Source organism: Streptomyces curacoi, assembly GCF_001513975.1.
In the GTDB taxonomy this organism is placed as follows: Bacteria; Actinomycetota; Actinomycetes; order Streptomycetales; family Streptomycetaceae; genus Streptomyces; species Streptomyces curacoi.
This window is the reverse complement of the sequence record NZ_KQ947984.1, coordinates 97,265-115,401: the sequence shown is the minus strand read 5'-3', so window position 1 is coordinate 115,401 and position 18,137 is coordinate 97,265. Positions and strand designations below refer to the sequence as shown.

General features: G+C 70.8%; 17 protein-coding genes and 3 pseudogenes. 7 read left to right on the top strand and 13 right to left on the bottom strand.

The window, feature by feature from the left end; translation table 11 throughout:
• Positions 1 to 60: 60 nt before the first annotated feature.
• Positions 61 to 915, bottom strand: coding sequence for a hypothetical protein (locus AQI70_RS00540; RefSeq protein WP_062142461.1), 855 nt, complete (start codon positions 913 to 915; stop codon positions 61 to 63).
• Positions 912 to 1,481 carry a SigE family RNA polymerase sigma factor gene (locus AQI70_RS00535; protein WP_062142459.1) on the bottom strand — a complete coding sequence of 190 codons (570 nt, stop codon included), beginning with the start codon at positions 1,479 to 1,481 and terminating at the stop codon, positions 912 to 914. Before AQI70_RS00535 ends, AQI70_RS00540 begins: the two co-directional genes overlap by 4 nt.
• A 249-nt stretch (positions 1,482 to 1,730) precedes the next feature.
• On the opposite strand from AQI70_RS00535, the gene AQI70_RS00530 reads away from it, so the two are divergent.
• Positions 1,731 to 3,182 (top strand): NCS2 family permease, encoded by a 1,452-nt coding sequence (locus tag AQI70_RS00530; protein WP_062142457.1) that lies wholly within the window; start codon positions 1,731 to 1,733, stop codon positions 3,180 to 3,182.
• Between the two features lie 95 nt (positions 3,183 to 3,277).
• On the opposite strand, the gene AQI70_RS00525 is transcribed toward AQI70_RS00530, so the two are convergent.
• From AQI70_RS00525 to AQI70_RS00500, 6 genes are all read right to left on the bottom strand, one after another.
• Entirely contained in the window at positions 3,278 to 4,726 is a 1,449-nt protein-coding gene (locus AQI70_RS00525; protein WP_062142455.1) for a peptidoglycan D,D-transpeptidase FtsI family protein, read from the bottom strand.
• Positions 4,727 to 4,781: 55 nt separating this feature from the next.
• Positions 4,782 to 5,432, bottom strand: coding sequence for a response regulator transcription factor (locus AQI70_RS00520; protein ID WP_062142452.1), 651 nt, complete (start codon positions 5,430 to 5,432; stop codon positions 4,782 to 4,784).
• The gene (locus AQI70_RS00515) at positions 5,429 to 6,682 is read right to left on the bottom strand and encodes a sensor histidine kinase (protein ID WP_062142450.1); all 1,254 of its coding nucleotides are present in this window, start codon (positions 6,680 to 6,682) and stop codon (positions 5,429 to 5,431) included. Before AQI70_RS00515 ends, AQI70_RS00520 begins: the two co-directional genes overlap by 4 nt.
• Positions 6,679 to 7,683 (bottom strand): hypothetical protein, encoded by a 1,005-nt coding sequence (locus AQI70_RS00510; protein WP_062142448.1) that lies wholly within the window; start codon positions 7,681 to 7,683, stop codon positions 6,679 to 6,681. Before AQI70_RS00510 ends, AQI70_RS00515 begins: the two co-directional genes overlap by 4 nt.
• A gap of 81 nt (positions 7,684 to 7,764) precedes the next feature.
• Positions 7,765 to 8,235, bottom strand: a complete 471-nt coding sequence (locus tag AQI70_RS00505; RefSeq protein ID WP_062142446.1) for a GNAT family N-acetyltransferase — start codon at positions 8,233 to 8,235, stop codon at positions 7,765 to 7,767.
• Between the two features lie 22 nt (positions 8,236 to 8,257).
• Positions 8,258 to 9,031 carry an IclR family transcriptional regulator gene (locus tag AQI70_RS00500; RefSeq protein WP_004002235.1) on the bottom strand — a complete coding sequence of 258 codons (774 nt, stop codon included), beginning with the start codon at positions 9,029 to 9,031 and terminating at the stop codon, positions 8,258 to 8,260.
• Positions 9,032 to 9,161: 130 nt separating this feature from the next.
• Here AQI70_RS00500 and AQI70_RS00495 point away from each other — a divergent pair, with 130 nt between their 5' ends.
• Both AQI70_RS00495 and AQI70_RS00490 read left to right on the top strand, forming a co-directional pair.
• Positions 9,162 to 10,691, top strand: coding sequence for an aldehyde dehydrogenase (NADP(+)) (locus AQI70_RS00495; protein WP_079051150.1), 1,530 nt, complete (start codon positions 9,162 to 9,164; stop codon positions 10,689 to 10,691).
• A 151-nt stretch (positions 10,692 to 10,842) separates the two neighbouring features.
• A complete protein-coding gene (locus AQI70_RS00490) occupies positions 10,843 to 11,451 on the top strand; it encodes a DUF1349 domain-containing protein (RefSeq protein WP_062142442.1) in 609 nt (202 codons plus the stop codon).
• On the opposite strand, the pseudogene AQI70_RS00485 reads toward AQI70_RS00490, so the two are convergent.
• A pseudogene (locus AQI70_RS00485) lies at positions 11,411 to 11,812 on the bottom strand (MFS transporter); the annotation flags it as partial. The gene AQI70_RS00490 and the pseudogene AQI70_RS00485 overlap by 41 nt on opposite strands.
• On the opposite strand from AQI70_RS00485, the pseudogene AQI70_RS00480 reads away from it, so the two are divergent.
• The 4 genes and pseudogenes from AQI70_RS00480 to AQI70_RS00465 all read left to right on the top strand — a co-directional run.
• Positions 11,792 to 12,280, top strand: a pseudogene (locus AQI70_RS00480) (GlxA family transcriptional regulator); the annotation flags it as partial. The pseudogenes AQI70_RS00485 and AQI70_RS00480 overlap by 21 nt on opposite strands.
• Before the next feature lie 58 nt (positions 12,281 to 12,338).
• Positions 12,339 to 12,809 carry a GNAT family N-acetyltransferase gene (locus AQI70_RS00475; RefSeq protein WP_062142439.1) on the top strand — a complete coding sequence of 157 codons (471 nt, stop codon included), beginning with the start codon at positions 12,339 to 12,341 and terminating at the stop codon, positions 12,807 to 12,809.
• Positions 12,810 to 12,896: 87 nt separating this feature from the next.
• A complete protein-coding gene (locus AQI70_RS00470; protein ID WP_062142437.1) occupies positions 12,897 to 13,613 on the top strand; it encodes a DsbA family oxidoreductase in 717 nt (238 codons plus the stop codon).
• A 99-nt stretch (positions 13,614 to 13,712) separates the two neighbouring features.
• Positions 13,713 to 14,763, top strand: a pseudogene (locus AQI70_RS00465) (aminotransferase class V-fold PLP-dependent enzyme).
• A gap of 127 nt (positions 14,764 to 14,890) precedes the next feature.
• On the opposite strand, the gene thpD reads toward AQI70_RS00465, so the two are convergent.
• Genes thpD through ectA form a run of 4 tightly spaced genes read right to left on the bottom strand, consistent with a single transcriptional unit; the run spans position 14,891 to position 18,062 of the window.
• Complete coding sequence (gene thpD / locus AQI70_RS00460; protein WP_004002243.1) at positions 14,891 to 15,793, bottom strand: ectoine hydroxylase; 903 nt, start codon at positions 15,791 to 15,793, stop codon at positions 14,891 to 14,893.
• Positions 15,794 to 15,800: 7 nt separating this feature from the next.
• Positions 15,801 to 16,205, bottom strand: coding sequence for an ectoine synthase (locus tag AQI70_RS00455; protein ID WP_004002244.1), 405 nt, complete (start codon positions 16,203 to 16,205; stop codon positions 15,801 to 15,803).
• Positions 16,206 to 16,252: 47 nt separating this feature from the next.
• Positions 16,253 to 17,524 carry a diaminobutyrate--2-oxoglutarate transaminase gene (ectB, locus tag AQI70_RS00450; protein ID WP_062142435.1) on the bottom strand — a complete coding sequence of 424 codons (1,272 nt, stop codon included), beginning with the start codon at positions 17,522 to 17,524 and terminating at the stop codon, positions 16,253 to 16,255.
• A 31-nt stretch (positions 17,525 to 17,555) separates the two neighbouring features.
• Positions 17,556 to 18,062: a diaminobutyrate acetyltransferase gene (ectA, locus tag AQI70_RS00445; protein WP_062142433.1), complete on the bottom strand. Its 507-nt coding sequence runs from the start codon at positions 18,060 to 18,062 to the stop codon at positions 17,556 to 17,558.
• Positions 18,063 to 18,137 lie beyond the last annotated feature (75 nt).

Genomic DNA, 18,137 nt, shown 5'->3' with positions numbered 1-18,137 from the left:
TCCTTGCGTCTCCTGGTCGCCACGCGTGGGAAAAGGGTTGCCGGGCGGGAGGGAATTTCCCTACGAGTCCCCGTCGGCCGTCGAGTCGTCGCCTTCGTGCGGCGCGAAGTCGCCCGCCACGGACAGCTGTTCGCCGCCCGCCGTGGCCGTCATCGCATAGCTGTCGTCCTTGGCGTCCCGGCCGCCGCGCTCATGGTCGTACTGCCCGGCGAAGACCCAGTCGCCCGCGCGGACCGTACGGCCCTCCTTGAGCACCCACGTGTAGACGAGGAAGCCGTCCTGCTCCTCGACCGTCAGGGTGAAGTCGTCCTCGGGCAGTGAGCGCCACGCCCCGGTGGAGGTGACACCGCCGGTCTGCGCGATCCTCAACCGGACGGTGAGCGCGGTGAGTTGCTCACTCGCCTTGAGGGTCACATTGCTCTGCGCCCAGAACTCGTTGCTGTGCGGGTCCACCGAGCCGTCCGACCACAGGGGGCCGTCCTCCTCGCCCCCGGCGGCGGGCGGCCGTGCCGTGGCGGGCGGCTTGCTCGGCGTCCTGGTCGTCTCGCCGGACTCCGGCGTCTTTTCCGGCGTCGGGCCGGCCGGCGGGGCGGGCGGGGCCGGCGGGCGGCTCGTCGCGTCCGGTGACGGGGTGGGCGTCGGCGAAGTGGCCACCGTCTGCTGCGGGGTGTCCTCCCGCACGGCGGACGCCACCGCGTAACCGCCGACCGCGAGGACGCCGGCCACCGCGGCCGTCGCCGTCACCACCCGGAACCAGCCGTACACCGGCGGACGGGTCGCCCGGTGGTCGGGGCGGGTGTGCTCGCTCATGCCGCGCTCGATCCGGGCCAGCATCCGCTCGCGGTGGGGTTGGTGCGCCTCGGCCGCCTCGTGCAGCCGGGCGCGCAGTTCGTCGTGCACGTCCCGCTGCATCATCGGTTCCTTCCTCCGGCGTTCCCGGTGCGGGCCATCGCCGCCGCGTGCACCTTGAGCGGAGCCCCCTGTGTCCCGAGCAGCCGTTGCAGCTCCGCCATCCCCTTCGAGGTCTGGCTCTTCACCGTACCGACCGAGACACCCAGGGCGAGCGCGGTGTCCTTCTCGGAGAGGTCGAAGGCGTGCCGCAGCACCACACAGGCGCGTTTGCGGAACGGAAGTCTACGCAACGCCGCCTGCACGTCGACGACGCCAGCGACGTCCGGGTTCTCGGTCTTCTCCTCGCGCTGCGACCAGAACAGCGCGATACGCCGCCGCTCCCGGACCGCGCTGCGGATCCTCGTGCGGGCCAGGTTGGCCACGACTCCGCGCGCGTACGCCACCGGATGGTCGGCCGCGCGCACCCGGTCCCAGCGGTGCCACAGCGCCAGCAGCGCGTCCGCCGCCAGATCGTCGGCGGCGTCGGCCTCACCCGTCAACAGATGGGCCAGCCGCGACAGTTCGGCGTAGTGGCGCTCGAAGAAGGCGTGGAACTCCACGGAGGCGGCGTCGTCGACGACTGTGCCCACGGGCGACCCCTCCTGGCTGTGCGTGTCATGTGAATGACATGTGGTCGTCCGGAGATCATCCGGACGAGATCCGGAAGCGTAGCAGTGATCGAGCGCTTGGTTCGTACGAGGCTTCGAACGTCGTATGGCAGGCCGTACGTTGAGTGGCGCTGATTCCGTAACACGGAGAAAACCTGAAACGGGTTCAACGGGGGAACAATCCAGCCAGCATCCGCACACCGATCAATCAGGCAACAAGGAGCGAGCGCCATGTCCGATTCCCCGAAGGTGACCGACCGGCCAAGTGCCGCGCCGCCGGGCGTGAACAGCGTCGACCGGTTCTTCAAGATCTCCGCACGGGGATCCACCTTCGCCCGTGAGATACGCGGCGGCTTCGCCACGTTCTTCACGATGGCCTACATCCTTGTCCTGAATCCCATCATCCTCGGCAGCGCGAAGGACAAGTTCGGCCACCAGTTGGATGCCGTCCAACTCACCACCGCCACCGCCCTGGTGGCCGCGGTCATGACGATCATCATGGGCGTCGGCGGCAATCTGCCGCTCGCGCTTGCCGCCGGACTCGGGCTGAACGCCGTCGTCGCCTTCCAGATCGCCCCGCTGATGTCCTGGGACGACGCGATGGGTCTGGTCGTCCTCGAAGGCCTGCTGATCTGCGTGCTCGTGGTCACCGGGCTGCGCGAGGCCGTGATGCACGCCATCCCGCAACCGCTCAAGCAGGCGATCAGCGTCGGCATCGGCCTGTTCATCGCCTTCATCGGCTTCGTCGACGCCGGGTTCGTCACCCGCATCCCCGACGCGGCGAACACCACCGTGCCGGTTCAGCTGGGCGGCACCGGCGCGCTCACCGGGTGGCCGATCCTCGTCTTCTGCCTCGGCGTCCTGCTGACGATCGCCCTGCTCGCCCGCAAGGTCAAGGGCGCCATCCTGATCAGCATCGTCACCATGACGGTCGTCGCGATGATCATCAACTCGGTCGCCGACATCAAGGCCTGGGGCCTGACCACACCGGCCTGGCCCGACAAGGTGGTGGACACCCCCGACTTCGGACTCGTCGGCGACTTCAGCCTGTTCGGCGCGTTCGGCGAGACCACGGCCATCACCGTCGTCCTGCTGGTCTTCACGCTGGTCCTGTCCGACTTCTTCGACACCATGGGCACCGTCGTCGGCATCAGCGCGGAGGCCGGTCTCCTCGACGAGCGGGGCAAGGTGCCGGGCCTCGGCCGGGTGCTGCTGATCGACGGTGCCGCGGCGGCGGCCGGTGGTGCGGCCTCGGCCTCCTCCGCCACCTCCTACATCGAGTCGGCGGCCGGCGTCGGCGAGGGCGCGCGCACGGGCTTCTCCAACCTGGTCACCGGCGGCCTCTTCGCCCTGGCCCTCTTCCTGACCCCGCTGCTCACGATCGTCCCGCTCCAGGCGGCCGCCCCCGCCCTCGTCGCCGTCGGCTTCCTGATGATGACCCAGGTCAAGCACATCGACTGGGACAAGTACGAGATCGCCATCCCGGCGTTCCTCACCATCGCGGTCATGCCGTTCACGTACTCCATCACCAACGGCATCGGGGCGGGGTTCCTCGCCTACGTCGTGATCAAGACGGTCCTCGGCAAGGCGAAGGAGATCCACTGGCTGCTGTGGGGGACCTCGGCGCTGTTCCTGGTGTACTTCGCGATCGACCCGATCGAGCAGGTACTGGGCGTGAAGTGAAAGACGCTGCGCGACCAGCTCGGATCCGCCGTGGCTGGTCGCGCCCACGCGGCGGAGCCGCAAATCGATACAGCCCCGCGCCCCTTCGGGGCGCGCTACCCCAACGCCGCCTTCATGACCGCCTTGGCCACCGGCGCCGCCAGCCCGTTGCCGCTGACCTCCGAACGGGCCGCGTCCGACTGCTCGACGACCACCGCCACCGCGACCTCCTTCCCGTCGGCCTTCCCATAGGACGTGAACCAGGCGTACGGCGTCTTGCTGTTGTTCTCACCGTGCTGGGCCGTGCCCGTCTTGCCGCCCACCGTCGCACCCGGGATCTGCGCGTTCGTGCCCGTGCCCTTCTCGACGACCGTCTGCATCGCCGACTGCAGCTGCTCGGCCGTCGAGGAGCTGACGATCTCCTTGGTGCCGGCCTCGTCGTCGTAGTCCTGCAACACATCCCCACCGCTGTTGGTGATCTGCGACACCATGTGCGGCGAGACCAGCTTGCCGCCATTGGCTATGGCGGCCGACACCATGGCCATCTGTAGCGGGGTGGCGGTGACATCGAACTGGCCGATGCCGGTCAGAGCGGTCTGCGCCTCGTCCATGCCGGAGGGGTACACGCTGGAGTACGCCCGCACCGGCACGTCCTGCTCGTCGTCGTTGAAGCCGAACTTCTCGGCCATCGCCCGGACCTTGTCCTGGCCCAGCTGGACGGCCATGCTGCCGAAGACGTTGTTGCACGAGTACCGCAGCGCGACCCGGATCGAGGCGTTCTCGCAGGGGGCGCTGGGGTTCTCGTTGGTCAGCTTCCGGGTCGTGCCCGGCAGCGGGTACGGGTCCGGGCTGTCCGTCTTCTCGTCCACCGACGAGTACAGCCCGTCCTCCAGCGCGGCAGCCGCCACGACCAGCTTGAACGTCGAGCCCGGCGGCAGCGGCTGGCGCAGCGCCCGGTTGGTCAGCGGCTTGTCGGAGTCCGCGTTGAGCTTCTTCCAGGCCGCACCGGCGGTGTTGGCGTCGGTCAGCGACGAGGGGTCGTACGACGGGGTCGACACGACGGCCAGGATCTTGCCGCTCGCCGGATCGATCGCGACGGCCGCGCCCTTGTTGTCGCCGAGCGCGTCGTACGCCGCCTTCTGCACGTCCGGGTCGATCGTCGTGATCACATTGCCCGGATCGGCCCGCTTGTTGGTGACCGTGTCCATCACGGTCTTCAGCCGGCTGTCGGTGCCGTTGAGGAGCTCCTGGTAGATGCCCTCCAACTGGGTCGGCGCATACGCCTGGGAGGCGTAGCCGGTCACCGCCGCGTACAGCGGGCCGTCCTGGTACGTGCGCTTGTAGGCGAGGTCGCTGCCCTTCGTCCGCGCGGATCCGGTGATCGCCTCGCCGGCCACGATGATGTTCCCGAGCGGTGCCGCGTACGTCGCGATCACGTTCCGCCGGTTGTCCTTGTCGTCCGCGAGCGCCTTGCCCTCGTAGAACTGCACCCAGGTCGCCCTGATCAGCAGAGCGAACACGAGCAGCAGCGCGAAGACCGACGCCCTTCTGATCGTCTTGTTCATCCCGCTCGACAGGACGAGCGAGAGGGGCCGAATCGTTCCCTTCCGCCGGTTTTTCTCATCGAGCGTTCATGAAACCGGCCTCGTACGCGGCGATCACGGCCTGGGTGCGGTCCCGGGTACCGGTCTTCGCCAGGACCGCCGCCACATGCGATTTCACGGTGGCCGCACCGACCTCCATTCGCCGCGCGATCTCCGCGTTGGTCAGGCCCTGCGCCATCAGCCGCAGCACCTCCCGCTCCCGGCACGTGAGCCGCGCCACCCAGGGCGGCGGCGCGGGGCAGGCGCGCGCGTGCTCGGCCGCGAGGCTGCGCACGGCCGACGGGAACAGCAGGGTGTCGCTGTGCGCGAGCAGCCGTACCGCCTGCACCAGCGCGTCGGCCTCCGCCCGCTTCAGCAGGAACCCGGCGGCTCCGGCGCGCAGGGCGTCGTACACATAGGAGTCGTTCTCGAAGGTGGTCACCACGATGATGCGGGGCGGTTCGTCGAGGGTGGCGAGGATCTGCTCGGTGGCCCGTATGCCGTCGATCTCCGGCATACGGACGTCCATGAGGACCACGTCGGGCCGCCGCTCCCGCACGACGGACACCGCCTCGGCCCCGGTCGCCGCCTCGCCGACCACCTCCAGGTCCGGCTCCGCGGAGAGGATGGCGCGCAGGGCGGTGCGGACCATGCGTTCGTCGTCGGCGAGGACGATCCGGATCGTCATGCGGGTCCCTTCAGGGGAAGTCGTACGGACAGCCGCCACACCCCCTGCGCGGCGCCTGCCTGTGCGGTACCGCCCAGCAGCCGGGCCCGGTCGGCTATGCCGCGCAGGCCGTGACCGCCGCCGGGGCGGCAGGAGGGGGTGTGCTCCAGGGGGTTCTCGACGCTGATCTCCAGGTGCTCGTCGGCGATCGCGATCCGCAGGGTCACGGACACCTGGTCACCGGCGTGCTTGAGGGCGTTGCTCAGCCCCTCCTGCACGATGCGGTAGGCCTCGCGGGAGAGGACGGGCGGCAGGGCCTCGGGGTCGGCGTCGACCGTGGCGGTCACCCGCAGCCCGCCCGCGCGGGTGCGGCGCAGCAGACCGTCCAGGTCGGCGGCGAGGGTGGGCGCCGGGGCCGTACCGGGAGCGTCGCCGTCTCTCAGCACGCCCAGCACGGCGTCGAGTTCACCGACGGTCCGCCGGGTCGTGTCCTCGATCGCGGCGAGGGCCTCGCGGACGAACTCCGGGTCGGTGTCCAGGACCCGGCGGGCCGCGCTCGCCTGGAGGGTGACGGCGCTGAGGGCGTGGCCCACGGAGTCGTGCAGCTCGCGGGCGAGCCGGTTGCGCACGGCGAGGTCGGCGGCGCGCGCCTCGGCCGCCGCGACGCGGTCCTCCGGCGTGGGGCCGAGCAACGCGGGCGCCCAGCGGGCGAGGAGCGTGCCGGAGCCGGCCGCGCAGGCCGCGAGCCCGACCAGCATCGCCAGGCCCGCGACCGGCGCCAGCGCCGGCACCCAGGCGTGGTCGAGGACTTCGGGCAGTCCCAGCCGGTTGTCGGCCGGCCACTCGATGAACGGCAGCGCGACGAGGAAGACGGCGAACGGCGGCACCGCCAGCGACATCCCGGAGATGATCCCGCCGAACCCGAGATGCAGCGTGAACCAGGCGGCCGTACGCCCCTTCGCGGCCCGGGTCCGGGCGGGCCCGTGGGCGAGCCGGTGCGCGTCGATCCCGCACAGCGACCGCACGGCACCCGCCTCCAGGGACCGGGTCAGCGGGAACAGCGCGGCGGTGAGGGCGGCGAGGGGCAACCCGACGGCGAAGGAGAGGAGTTGGAGGGGGAGATCGTGGAAGACGTAGCGGGAGTCGGTGGCGGGACCGACGACGAGCTGGCCGACGAAGACGTACGGCATGGCGAGCGCGCCGCCGAGGATCAGATGGATCCAGCGCCGGCGCGCCCGCCGCCCGAACAGGAACCGGGCGAACTCGCTCATGCCGTACGACGTTTGCGGCTCGCGGAGCGCTCCGCGAGGAAGTGGACGCCGAGGCTGGCGACGAGGATGCCGACGATCATCTGGCCAGCGTAGGCGAGGTTCATCAGCGGCGCCGGGCCGTCGGCCACGTCGGTGAGCGGCGCCACCGACAGCCAGCCCGCCCAGCAGGCGGTGGCGGCGGAGCCGACCCAGGCGAGGGCCAGGGGCACCCTGACGGGCAGGGCCCGGCCGTGCCGGAAGGCGAGCAGCAGGCCGCCGGTGACCGCCATGGCGAGGAAGACGACGGACAGCGCCTCCATGGTGTAGAAGCCGCTCGTCCGGTCGGCGGCCTGGGTCTCGTCGAGCCCGACGGTGCCGCCGCACGCCCACAGGAGGTGGACGGACAGGGGCAGCAGCGCGAGTACGGCGGCGGCGACGGCGACAGCCTGCTGGGCCGGCCCGATGACACCGACCGGCAGCTCCCAGACCCGGCCCGCCCACAGCCCGCCCCAGCGGTCGCGGGCGTACAGCGCGAACAGCGCGCCCAGGGCGAGCCCCTGCACGATGAAGCCGGTGTAGACGACCCCGAAGACCCAGGCGTCGAGGAACGAATCCCCGTCACCGCCGGCGCCGACCCTGGTGCCGCCGAGGGCGTCGACCAGGAGCTGGAGCGGGAACCCGGCCATGATCGGCGCGAGCAGCCCGGTGGCCACCCACGCGGGGAAGGCCAGCAGCCACGCGGGCGCCCGCAGCCCCCACGGCCGGGTCAGCACCAGCGCGAGCACGATCACGGCCCCGTCCATGAGGACGGTGACGACGTTGGCGACGGCCATGGTCGCCCGGTGCTCCAGCAGGACGCTCCCGTCCGGGATCCCGAGCCGGCTCCCCGCGATCCAGGCGACCTTGAGCGACAGATACGGCACGCACGCGAGGACGGCGACGGCACGCAGGATCCGGCGGGACCGGCTGAGACCGACGGTGCCGGGGTCGGTTTCGGGGACGTGAGCGAGTGTCTGCGTCATGCGACCACGCTCCCGCGAGGACGGCGGCGGGCGCCTCCTGCGCGACGGTGATCCCTCTCCGCCGTACGGCGGAGAACCCGCTCAGCCCGCCAGCGCCAGGACCAGCTCGTCGATCTCCTCGCCCCGCGCCTGCGCGAACCCCCGGGCCCGGACCCTGACCTGGAAGCCGCACTTCCTGAGCACCCGCAGCGAGCCCTCGTTGTCCGCCGCCGCACGCGCGTACAGCGGGCGTTCGGGAACCTCGGCGAGCAGCCCCCGCAGGGCGGCCGTGGCGATGCCCCGGCCCCAGTACGCGCGGTCGACCCAGTAGGTCACCTCCCGCTCGCCCGGCTCCCCGTACACGGCCGCGCTGCCCACCACGTCACCGTCGGCCAGGATCGTGCGCGCCACGTCCGACGAGGCCCGGATCCGCTGCCAGCGCGCGTCGAAGGCGTCCCGGTCGGCCGGGTCCTCGGGGGTGAAGGCCGCCATGCGCAGGGCCTCCGGGTCGTTCATCTGCCGGTAGAAGACCGGCAGGTCGCTGTCGTGCACCTCGCGGAGTTCCACATCCATGGCGTCAGAGCCTACGAGGGAGTCAGAGCCTACGCGTGGCCAGCGTCAGCCTGTCCCGCGCGTCGAACAGCGCGTCCTTCACCATCTGTTCGTGCGCGGGCGTCAGCCGGGCCACCGGTACCGAGCAGCTGATCGCGTCGCGGGCCGGAGTGCGGTACGGGATCGCCACGCCGAAGCAGCGCAGGCCGAGGGTGTTCTCCTCGCGGTCCACGGCGAAGCCCTGCTCGCGGACCTGGTGGAGTTCCTCGATGAGCTTCTCGCGGTCGGTGATCGTGTTCTCGGTCAGCGCGGGGAGCGTCTCCGGGAGCATCTTGCGGACCTGCTCGTCCGTGTAGGTGCTCAGCAGCGCCTTGCCGAGGGAGGTCGAGTGCGCGGGGAGGCGGCGGCCGACCCGGGTGAAGGGGCGCAGATAGTGCTGGGACTGGCGGGTGGCCAGGTAGACGACGTTCGTGCCGTCCAGGCGGGCCAGGTGGATCGTCTCGGTGGTGTCGTCCGACAGCCGGTCCAGCGTCGGACGGGCCGCCGCCACCACCTCGTCGCCGTCGATGTACGACGTGCCGACCAGCAGCGCCCGCACGCCGATGCCGTACCGCGTGCCCGTCGCGTCCGTCTCCACCCAGCCCAGTTCGACGAGGGTGCGCAGCAGCATGTAGAGGCTGGACTTGGGATAGCCGACGGCCTCCTGGACCGACGCCAGGGAGTGCATTCCGGGGCGTCCGGCGAAGTATTCGAGCAGTTCAACCGTCCGTACCGCGGACTTGACCTGCGCCCCGCCGCCCGTCTCGCCAGCCGACATCGCCCTTGACCCCTTCGTTCGACGGGAAATAGTCTCCACAGCATATTCATCATCGGAGACAGCGTTCAGTATATCGAACGTCCCTGGTGAATGACCCCGTACTGCGGCAATACATGTGGAGGGACCCGCGGTGGCAGCAGCACCAGTCTGGAGTGTCGACCCCCGAACCGGGAAGCAGCGTGAACAGGTTGCGGTGGAGGCCACAGCCCAGGAGGTGGACGCCGCCGTCCGCGCCGCGCACGAGGCGCGCGGCTCGCTCGCCGACCGCACGGTCCGCGCGGCCTTCCTGCGCACCGCCGCCGACAAGCTCCAGGCCGCCAAGGACCAGCTCGTCGAGGCCGCCGACGCCGAGACCGCGCTCGGCCCGGTCCGCCTCACCGGCGAACTCGCCCGCACCTGCTACCAGCTGAGGGCCTTCGCGGACATCGTCGACGAGGGCGCCTTCCTCGACGTCGTCATCAACCACCCCGACGACACCGCGACCCCGCCGGTCCCGGACCTGCGCCGCTACAAGGTGCCCCTCGGCGTCGTCGCCGTCTACTCGGCGTCCAACTTCCCCTTCGCCTTCTCCGTCGCCGGCGGCGACACCGCGAGCGCGCTGGGCGCGGGCTGCCCGGTCGTCGTCAAGGCCCACCCCGACCACCCGGGCCTGTCCGAGCTGGTCGCGCACGTGCTGCGTACGGCCGCCGCCGAGCACGACATCCCGGCCGGCGTCGTGGGTCTCGTCCATGGCTTCGAGGCCGGTATCGAGCTGATCAAGCACCCGCTGGTCGCCGCCGCGGGCTTCACCGGTTCCATCAAGGGCGGTCGTGCGCTGTTCGACGCGGCGGCGGCGCGGCCGGTGCCGATCCCGTTCCACGGCGAGCTGGGCTCCCTGAACCCCGTCCTGGTCACCGAGGCCGCGGCGGCCGAGCGGGCCGAGGCGATCGGCACCGGGCTCGCGGGCTCGATGACGCTGGGCGTCGGGCAGTTCTGCGTGAAGCCCGGGCTGGTGCTGGTGCCGTCCGGTGCGGCCGGTGACGGGCTGGTGAAGTCGCTGACCGAAGCCGTGAGCGACACCGACGCGGGGGTCCTGCTGGACCACCGGATGCGGGACAACTTCATCGCCGGGGTCGCCGAGCGCGCCGGGCTGCCGGACGTGGAGTCGCCGGTGACGCCGGGTGCGGGGGGCGAGCACACGGTCAGCGCCGGGTTCCTGACGGTCGCGGCCGAGAAGCTGGCGAGTGAGGGGGCGTACGACCTGCTCCTGGAGGAGTGCTTCGGGCCGGTCACCGTGGTGGTCCGCTACGACGACGACGCCCAGGCGCAGGCCGTGCTGTCCCGGCTGCCGGGCAACCTCACGGCGACGGTTCATCTGTCGGCCGAGGAGGCGGCCGGTGAGGGCCGGGGCGCGGAGATCCTCGCGGAGCTGACGCCGCTGGCCGGGCGTGTGCTGGTGAACGGGTGGCCGACGGGGGTTGCCGTGGCGCCTGCCCAGCACCATGGTGGTCCCTACCCTGCGACGACCTCGACGTCCACGTCGGTGGGCGGTACGGCCATCGAGCGGTGGATGAGGCCGGTCGCCTATCAGGGGGCGCCCGAGGCGCTGCTGCCGCCGGAGCTGCGGGATGACAACCCGTTGGGGCTGCCCCGTCGCTTCAACGGTCAGCTGGAGCGGTAACTGCTTTTTGCGGGATCGCCGTAGGGGCGTGGTTGCGTTGCGGGCTGCCGGTTGTGTGTGGCTGGTCGCGCAGTTCCCCGCGCCCCTTCAGGGCGTTGCAGATCCCGGCGCTCCAAAGGTGCTGCGAGAGATCTACTGAGACACTGTGGCGATGGACGTGGAACTTCCCGAACTGCCTTTCCTGCTCCGTACCTATGGCCCCGACGGCCACTGGTCCTACGAGGACGGCATCCTCTCCGGATGGGCCGGGCCCCGGCAGGACCGGTTCGTGCCGCCCACCGGGGAGGCCCTGGACCCCGCCTCCGACGCGCCACGGCTCCTGGGTGCTCCGGAAGGGGACTTCCAGCTGATAGCCCGGGTCACCGTCGGGTTCGCCGCCGCCTTCGACGCCGGAGTGCTCTACGTCCATGTCGGCGACCGCGCCTGGGCCAAGCTCTGCCTGGAGTACTCCCCGGACGTGCCCATCGTCTGCACGGTGGTCACCCGGGGGCACTCCGACGACGCCAACTCCTTCACCGTGGAAGGCAGTTCGGTGTGGCTCCGAGTCAGCCGCACCGGCCGCGCCTTCGCCTTCCACGCCTCCCGCGACGGCGAGCGCTGGACCTTCGTCCGCCTGTTCACCCTGGGCGACGAGAAGGAGAGCGACGCCGCCCTGGTCGGCTTCATGGCGCAGTCGCCGATGGGGGAGGGGTGTGTCGTGACCTACGACCACATCGAGTTCAGGCCGAACTGGCCGAAGGACCTGCGAGACGGAAGCTGAGCAGGCCCGTCACCACGAGCAGGGCCGCGCTGATCCCCAGGCTCAGGCGCATGCCGGCCACGAAACCGCCGGAGACCAGCGCCCCGAAGACCGCGATCCCCAGCGCCCCGGCCATCTGCCGGGCCGCGTTGAGCACCCCGGCCGCCAGGCCCGCCCGTTCGGCGGGTACGGCGTCCAGCATCGCCGCCGTCAGCGGCGGCACCGTCAGCGCGCAGCCCAGCGCCATGGGGACGAGGAGCAGGGCCACCAGGACCGCAGGCGTGCCGGTGTCGACGTACAGCAGCCCCAGCAGCCCTACGACGGCCAGGCCCTGCCCCACCAGCATGGGCAGCCGCGCGCCGTGGCGACCGACTACGGCGCCGCCGTCGCCAACGAGGTGGCCCGGCTCGCCCTCGTCGCCCCTGTACGGCCCGGCGGCCAGACCCAGTTCACCCAGACCCCGCTGCCGCCCGAGCGCGGAAACGCCTGCGCCGACACCCGCGGCTGGGCCATGCGCAACCTCGACAAGCCGCTCACCCTCACCGACCTGGCCCGCCACGCCGGCGTCAGCGTCCGCACCCTCACCCGCCGCTTCCATGCCGAGAGCGGGGTGAGCCCTCTGCAGTGGCTGCTCCACCAGCGCATCGAGCGCGCCAAGGAGCTGCTGGAGACCACCGCCCTGCCCATGGACCAGGTGGCCCGCGCCTGCGGTCTGGGCACGGCCGACTCGCTGCGGGGGCATCTGGTCCGCCGGACGGGGCTGACGCCGAGTGCCTACCGGGCCCAGTTCAGCCGGCTGGGGAGCCCGACCGGAACCGGGGGCGCCGAGGCCACGTCCTCCGTTGCATGATCAGTGACCGAGTGACCGAGTGACCGAGTGACCGAGTGACCGAGTGAGCGAAGGCCGCGTGATCCGTACCGTCCTGCCCGCCGAGGTCGAGGACATCGTCGCCCTGCACGCCCGCGCCCGGGCGACCTACTATCCCGACGGGCTGCCGCAGGACGGCATCGACTGGCGCTCGGCCTGGCAGAGCGCCATCGCCCTGCCGGACGGGCATGTGCTGTGCGTCGTGGAGAAGGGCCGCATCATCGGCCTCGCCTCCTTCCGCACCCCGGAGGGCGCCCCCGCGGACACGGTCAAGCTCTTCCAGTTCCACGTCGACCCCGACCACTGGCGTTCCGGCGTCGGCACCGCCCTGCACGCGGCCTGCGTCGAGGAGTGGAAGGCCGACGGCAAGCGCACGGCCGTCCTGGACGTGCACGTCGACAACCGGCGCGCCCAGGCCTTCTACACCCGTCTCGGCTGGCTTCCCGACCCCGAGAACCCGCCCGCCGAGGGTCATCACCATCTCTTTCTGCGCTTCTGCGCTTCTGCGTGACCGGGGAATGAACCGGGCTGCTTGAAGGTTCATATAGTCACCGGAGGGAGTCTCCGTATCCCGTTCGACCTGGAGAGAGCCACAGACATGCGCGTCGAGATCTGGAGCGACATCGCCTGCCCCTGGTGCTATGTGGGCAAGGCCCGCTTCGAGAAGGCGCTGGCGGCCTTCCCGCACCGCGACCAGGTCGAGGTGGTGCACCGCTCGTTCGAGCTGGATCCCGGGCGCGCCAAGGGCGACATCCAGCCCGTGATCACCATGCTCACCAGGAAGTACGGCATGAGCGCGGCGCAGGCCGAGGCCGGTGAGGACAACCTGGGCCGGCTCGCCGCCGCCGAGGGCCTGGACTACCGCACCCGGGGCCGCGACCACGGCAGCACCTTCGACATGCACCGGCTCCTGCACCTCGCCAAGGACAAGGGCCGGCAGGACGAACTGCTCCAGACGCTCTACCGGGCGAACTTCGCCGAGGAGCGGTCCGTCTTCGCCGAGGGCGACGAGCGGCTCGTGGAACTGGCCGTCGCCGCCGGCCTCGACGCCGACGACGCCCGCAAGGTCCTCGCCGACCCGGACGCCTACGCCGACGACGTCCGCGCCGACGAGCGCGAGGCCGCCCGGCTCGGCGCCACCGGCGTGCCGTTCTTCGTCCTCGACCGCAAGTTCGGCGTCTCCGGCGCCCAGCCCGCCGAGGTCTTCGAGCAGGCGCTCACACAGGCGTGGGGCGAGCGGTCACCGCTGCGCCTCGTCGACCGGGGTGACGCGGAGGCGTGCGGTCCCGACGGGTGCGCGGTGCCGCAGCGCTGAGCGAGTGTGCAGGTCGGGGCGGATCCATAAGCGTTCCTTGGCGAAACCACGTAGAAAATCGCAATGGACCATGAGGGGCCGAGGGCCCACAGTGGACCCATGGAGACCTTCGAGAGCCTCGTCCGCGCCGAGTTCGCCCCGAAGAACGTCTATCTCAACACCGCGAGCAACGGCCTGCTGCCGGCCCGCACCGTGACCGCCCTGCACCGGGCCGTGCGGATGCGGGCCGAGGGCACACCGCTGGGCCCCCTGTACGAGGACGTGGAGGTCGTCCGCGCCTCCTTCGCGAGGCTGGCCGGCGTGCCCGTCGAGCGCGTCGCGACCGGGGCCTCGGTCGCCGAGTACGGCGGGCTGATCGCCGCCTCGCTGCCCGCCGGGGCCGAAGTCCTCACCGCCGAGGGCGACTTCGCCTCCCTGGTGAACCCCTTCCACGTCCGCGGCGACCTCAAGGTGCGTTCCGTCCCGCTGGAACGCCTCGCCGAGTCCGTCCGCCCGGACACCGCGCTCGTCGCGGTCAGCGCCGCGCAGTCCGCCGACGGCCGCGTCGCCGACCTGGCCGCGGTGCGCGAGGCGGCCCGGACGCACGGGGCGCGCACCTACGTCGACGCCTCCCAGTCCGCCGGTTGGCTGCCGCTGGAGGCCGACGCGTACGACTTCGTCGCCGCCGTCGGCTTCAAGTGGCTCCTGGGCCCGCACGGGGCCGTGTTCTGTGTCGTCCCGCAGGACCTCGGCGGGCTGACCCCGCTGCTCGCCGGCTGGGTCGCCGGGGAGATCCCGTGGGACAGCTGCTACGGCCCGGTCGAGGACCTCGCCCGCTCCGCACGGCGCTTCGACATCAGCCCCAGCCTCTTCACCTACGCCGGGCTGCGCACTTCCCTGGAGCTGATCGAGGAGCTCGGCGTGGCCGCCATCCAGGCACATGACCTCGCCCTGGCCGACCGTTTCCGTACGGGCCTGGCCGCCCTCGGCCACGAACCGGTGCCCTCGCCCGGCTCGGCGATCGTGTCCGTGCCCGGACTCGGGGACCGCCAGCCCGAGTTGAGCCGCGGGCATCGAGGTCTCCAACCGCGCGGGCAACCTGCGCGCGGCCTTCCACCTCTACAACACCCCCGAGGACGTCGACCGGTTGCTCGACACCCTGTCCGCCTGAACCACGCAACGCGGCGACGCGGCCGCCGTACGGAACGTACGGAGCGGGCCGCGTCGCCGTCGTGGTCGTGAGGGCGCCTCACCGAAGTGAGGTCACCTCCCCGCCGGGGGCACTTCACCGCAGGGGGTCACTTCACCGGCGTGAAGTCCCTCGCGCCGATGAACTCGGGCCGCCGTACCGGAGCCGCGAAGGGCTCGACGGCCGCGTTCTCCACGCTGTTGAACACGATGAACACGTTGCTGCGCGGGAACGGCGTGATGTTGTCCCCGGAGCCGTGCATGCAGTTGCAGTCGAACCAGGTCGCCGAACCGGCCCTGCCCGTGAAGAGCTTGATGCCGTACTCGGAGGCCATCTTGGTCAGCGCCTCGTCGGACGGCGTGCCCGCGTCCTGCATCTGGAGGGACTTCTTGTAGTTGTCCTTCGGCGTGGCGCCCGCACACCCCAGGAAGGTCCTGTGCGAGCCGGGCATGATCATGAGCCCGCCGTTGGTGTCGTAGTTCTCGGTCAGCGCGATCGAGACCGACACCGTCCGCATGTTCGGCAGACCGTCCTCGGCGTGCCAGGTCTCGAAGTCGGAGTGCCAGTAGAAGCCGCTGGCCCCGAAGCCCGGCTTGACGTTGATCCGCGACTGGTGGACGTACACGTCCGAGCCGAGGATCTGCCGCGCCCGGCCGACCACCCGCTCGTCGCGCACGAGGCTCGCGAACACCTCGCTGATCCTGTGCACCTCGAAGACGGACCGGATCTCCTTGGACTTCGGCTCGATGATCGACCGCTCGTCCGCGCGGATCGCCGGGTCGGTGACCAGGCGCTCCAGCTCCTGCCGGTAGACGGCCACCTCGTCATCGGTGATGAGCTGGTCGATGGCGAGGAAGCCGTCGCGCTCGTACGCCTGGAGGTCGGTGGCCGTGATCGGGCCGGGGGTGTCGGGGGCGCCCCAGACGACGGGGTCCTGGCGCGGGGTCGACACCTCGGTGGCGCCGCGGCTGGGATAGAGATCGGTGACGTTTGCGGTCATGGCGGTGGTCATGGGTTTCTCACACCTCCTCGGGCTCGGTGAGCAGCGGGTACACGCCGTTCTCGTCGTGGTCCTCACGGCCGGTCACTGGCGGGTTGAAGACACAGAGGCAGCGGAAGTCCTCCTTGATCCGCAGCGTGTGCCTCTCGTGGCCGTCCAGGAGGTACATGGTCCCGGGCGTGATCGCGTACGTCCGCCCGGTCTCGTGGTCGGTCAGCTCGGCCTCACCCTCGACGCAGACGACGGCCTCGATGTGGTTCGCGTACCACATCGACGTCTCCGTACCCGCGTACAGGATCGTCTCGTGCAGGGAGAAGCCGACCTTCTCCTTGGCGAGGACGATGCGCTTGCTCTCCCAGGTGCCGGACGCCGATTTCACATGGCGCTCGGTGCCTTCGATGTCCTTGAACGAACGGACGATCACGGTGCTGCGATGCCTCCTAGGTGGTGGTGTGCCGGTTTCCCGGCCGGTCAGGCGGTTTCGCGGACGGCGCGGGCCAGGATGCTGAGGCCCTCGTCGAGCTCGTCCGGGGTGATGGTGAGGGCGGGCAGCAGCTTGGCGACCTCGCTCTCCGGGCCGGACGTCTCCACGAGCAGGCCGAGTTCGAAGGCGCGCCGGGCGACGCGGCCAGCCCGCTCCTTGTCGTGGAACTCCATGCCCCACACCAGCCCGCGGCCCCGGTACTCCTTCACATCGGCGAGGTTCTCCTCGCAGATGGCGATCAGGCCCTGCTCGACCTGCTCGCCGCGGGTCCGGGTCTGCTTCTCCATCGCGGAACCGTCGGCCCAGTACGACTCCAGGGCGGCGGTGGCCGTGACGAAGGCGGGGTTGTTGCCGCGGAAGGTGCCGTTGTGCTCGCCCGGCTCCCAGACGTCCAGCTCGGGCTTGAACAGGCACAGCGACATGGGGAGGCCATAGCCGCTGATGGACTTGGACACTGTGACGATGTCCGGGGTGATGCCCGCCTCCTCGAAGGAGAAGAAGGCACCCGTGCGCCCGCAGCCCATCTGGATGTCGTCGACGATGAGCAGCATGTCCTGCCGCTCGCACAGCTCGGCGAGCGCCCGCAGCCACTCGGGACGCGCGACGTTGATGCCGCCCTCGCCCTGCACGGTCTCGACGATCACGGCGGCGGGCTTGTTGAGCCCCGAGCCCTGGTCCTCCAGGAGCCGCTCGAACCACAGGAAGTCCGGGACCGTGCCGTCGAAGTAGTTGTCGAACGGCATGGGCGTGCCGTGCACGAGCGGGATCCCGGCGCCGGCGCGCTTGAACGCGTTGCCGGTGACGGCGAGGGAGCCGAGGGACATGCCGTGGAAGGCGTTGGTGAAGGACACGATGGCCTCGCGCCCCTTCACCTTCCGGGCCAGCTTCAGCGCGGACTCCACGGCGTTGGTGCCGGTGGGTCCGGGGAACATGACCTTGTACGGCAGGTCGCGCGGGCGCAGCACCAGGTCCTGGAAGGTCTGCAGGAAGGCCCGTTTGGCGCTGGTGGACATGTCGAGCCCGTGCGTGACGCCGTCCCGCTCCAGGTAGTCGATCAACGCCCGCTTCAGGACCGGGTTGTTGTGCCCGTAGTTCAGCGAGCCGGCCCCGGCGAAGAAGTCCAGATACTCGTGGCCGTCCTCGTCGTACATGCGGCTGCCTCGCGCACGGTCGAAGACGGTGGGCCAGCCGCGGCAGTAGCTGCGCACCTCGGACTCCAGGGTCTCGAAGACGCTGAGGTCGGGCTGGGTGATGGTCACGACGAATCGCTCCTCGTTGCGTGGGGGGAGGTCAGAGGGAGAGGGGACCGATGCGGTAGAGGACTTCGGGGTCGTGCGGCCCGTCGGGGAACAGGCCGGTGTCGAACAGCACCTCACGCTCGACCCGGGCGCCGTGCCGCTCGGCGAAGGAACCGAACAGCCGCTCCGAGGCGGTGTTGCCGGGCGTGATGGTCGTCTCCACGCTCGTGATGCCGTACTCGCCGCCGACCCGTGCGACGAGCCCGTCGAGCAGCCTGGCGGCGATCCCGCGTCCGCGGTACGCGCCGTCCACGGCCACCTGCCAGACGAGCAGGGTGTGCGGACGTTCCGGCCGTACGTAGCCGGTGACGAAGCCGACCGGCTCCCCGCGCTCGTCACGCGCGACGGCCGACGTGCCGGCGAAGTCGCGGCACCACAGCAGATAGCTGTACGACGAGTTGAGGTCGAGGGCTTTCGAGTCTCTGGCAATACGCCACAGCGCGGCCCCGTCGGCCACCGCCGGACGGTCGATTTGCAGGTCTGCTTGTGCGGCAGTCATGCGGATTGAATTTACCGAGGGAAATTCGAAATTGCATGGCCGTGAGGGGTTACATATGGAGGCGAGGTGTGTTAT

What these genes read in the sequence shown, in the direction of transcription:
- thpD (WP_004002243.1), bottom strand. Translation starts at nt 15,793, where the DNA reads ATGACCACCGCCATGACCGCAAACGTCACCGATCTCTATCCCAGCCGC.
- AQI70_RS00515 (WP_062142450.1), bottom strand. Translation starts at nt 6,682, where the DNA reads ATGAGCGAGTTCGCCCGGTTCCTGTTCGGGCGGCGGGCGCGCCGGCGC.
- ectA (WP_062142433.1), bottom strand. Translation starts at nt 18,062, where the DNA reads ATGACTGCCGCACAAGCAGACCTGCAAATCGACCGTCCGGCGGTGGCC.
- AQI70_RS00470 (WP_062142437.1), top strand. Translation starts at nt 12,897, where the DNA reads ATGCGCGTCGAGATCTGGAGCGACATCGCCTGCCCCTGGTGCTATGTG.
- AQI70_RS00510 (WP_062142448.1), bottom strand. Translation starts at nt 7,683, where the DNA reads ATGACGCAGACACTCGCTCACGTCCCCGAAACCGACCCCGGCACCGTC.
- AQI70_RS00520 (WP_062142452.1), bottom strand. Translation starts at nt 5,432, where the DNA reads ATGACGATCCGGATCGTCCTCGCCGACGACGAACGCATGGTCCGCACC.
- AQI70_RS00490 (WP_062142442.1), top strand. Translation starts at nt 10,843, where the DNA reads ATGGACGTGGAACTTCCCGAACTGCCTTTCCTGCTCCGTACCTATGGC.
- AQI70_RS00540 (WP_062142461.1), bottom strand. Translation starts at nt 915, where the DNA reads ATGATGCAGCGGGACGTGCACGACGAACTGCGCGCCCGGCTGCACGAG.
- AQI70_RS00525 (WP_062142455.1), bottom strand. Translation starts at nt 4,726, where the DNA reads ATGAACAAGACGATCAGAAGGGCGTCGGTCTTCGCGCTGCTGCTCGTG.
- AQI70_RS00505 (WP_062142446.1), bottom strand. Translation starts at nt 8,235, where the DNA reads ATGGATGTGGAACTCCGCGAGGTGCACGACAGCGACCTGCCGGTCTTC.
- AQI70_RS00500 (WP_004002235.1), bottom strand. Translation starts at nt 9,031, where the DNA reads ATGTCGGCTGGCGAGACGGGCGGCGGGGCGCAGGTCAAGTCCGCGGTA.
- AQI70_RS00530 (WP_062142457.1), top strand. Translation starts at nt 1,731, where the DNA reads ATGTCCGATTCCCCGAAGGTGACCGACCGGCCAAGTGCCGCGCCGCCG.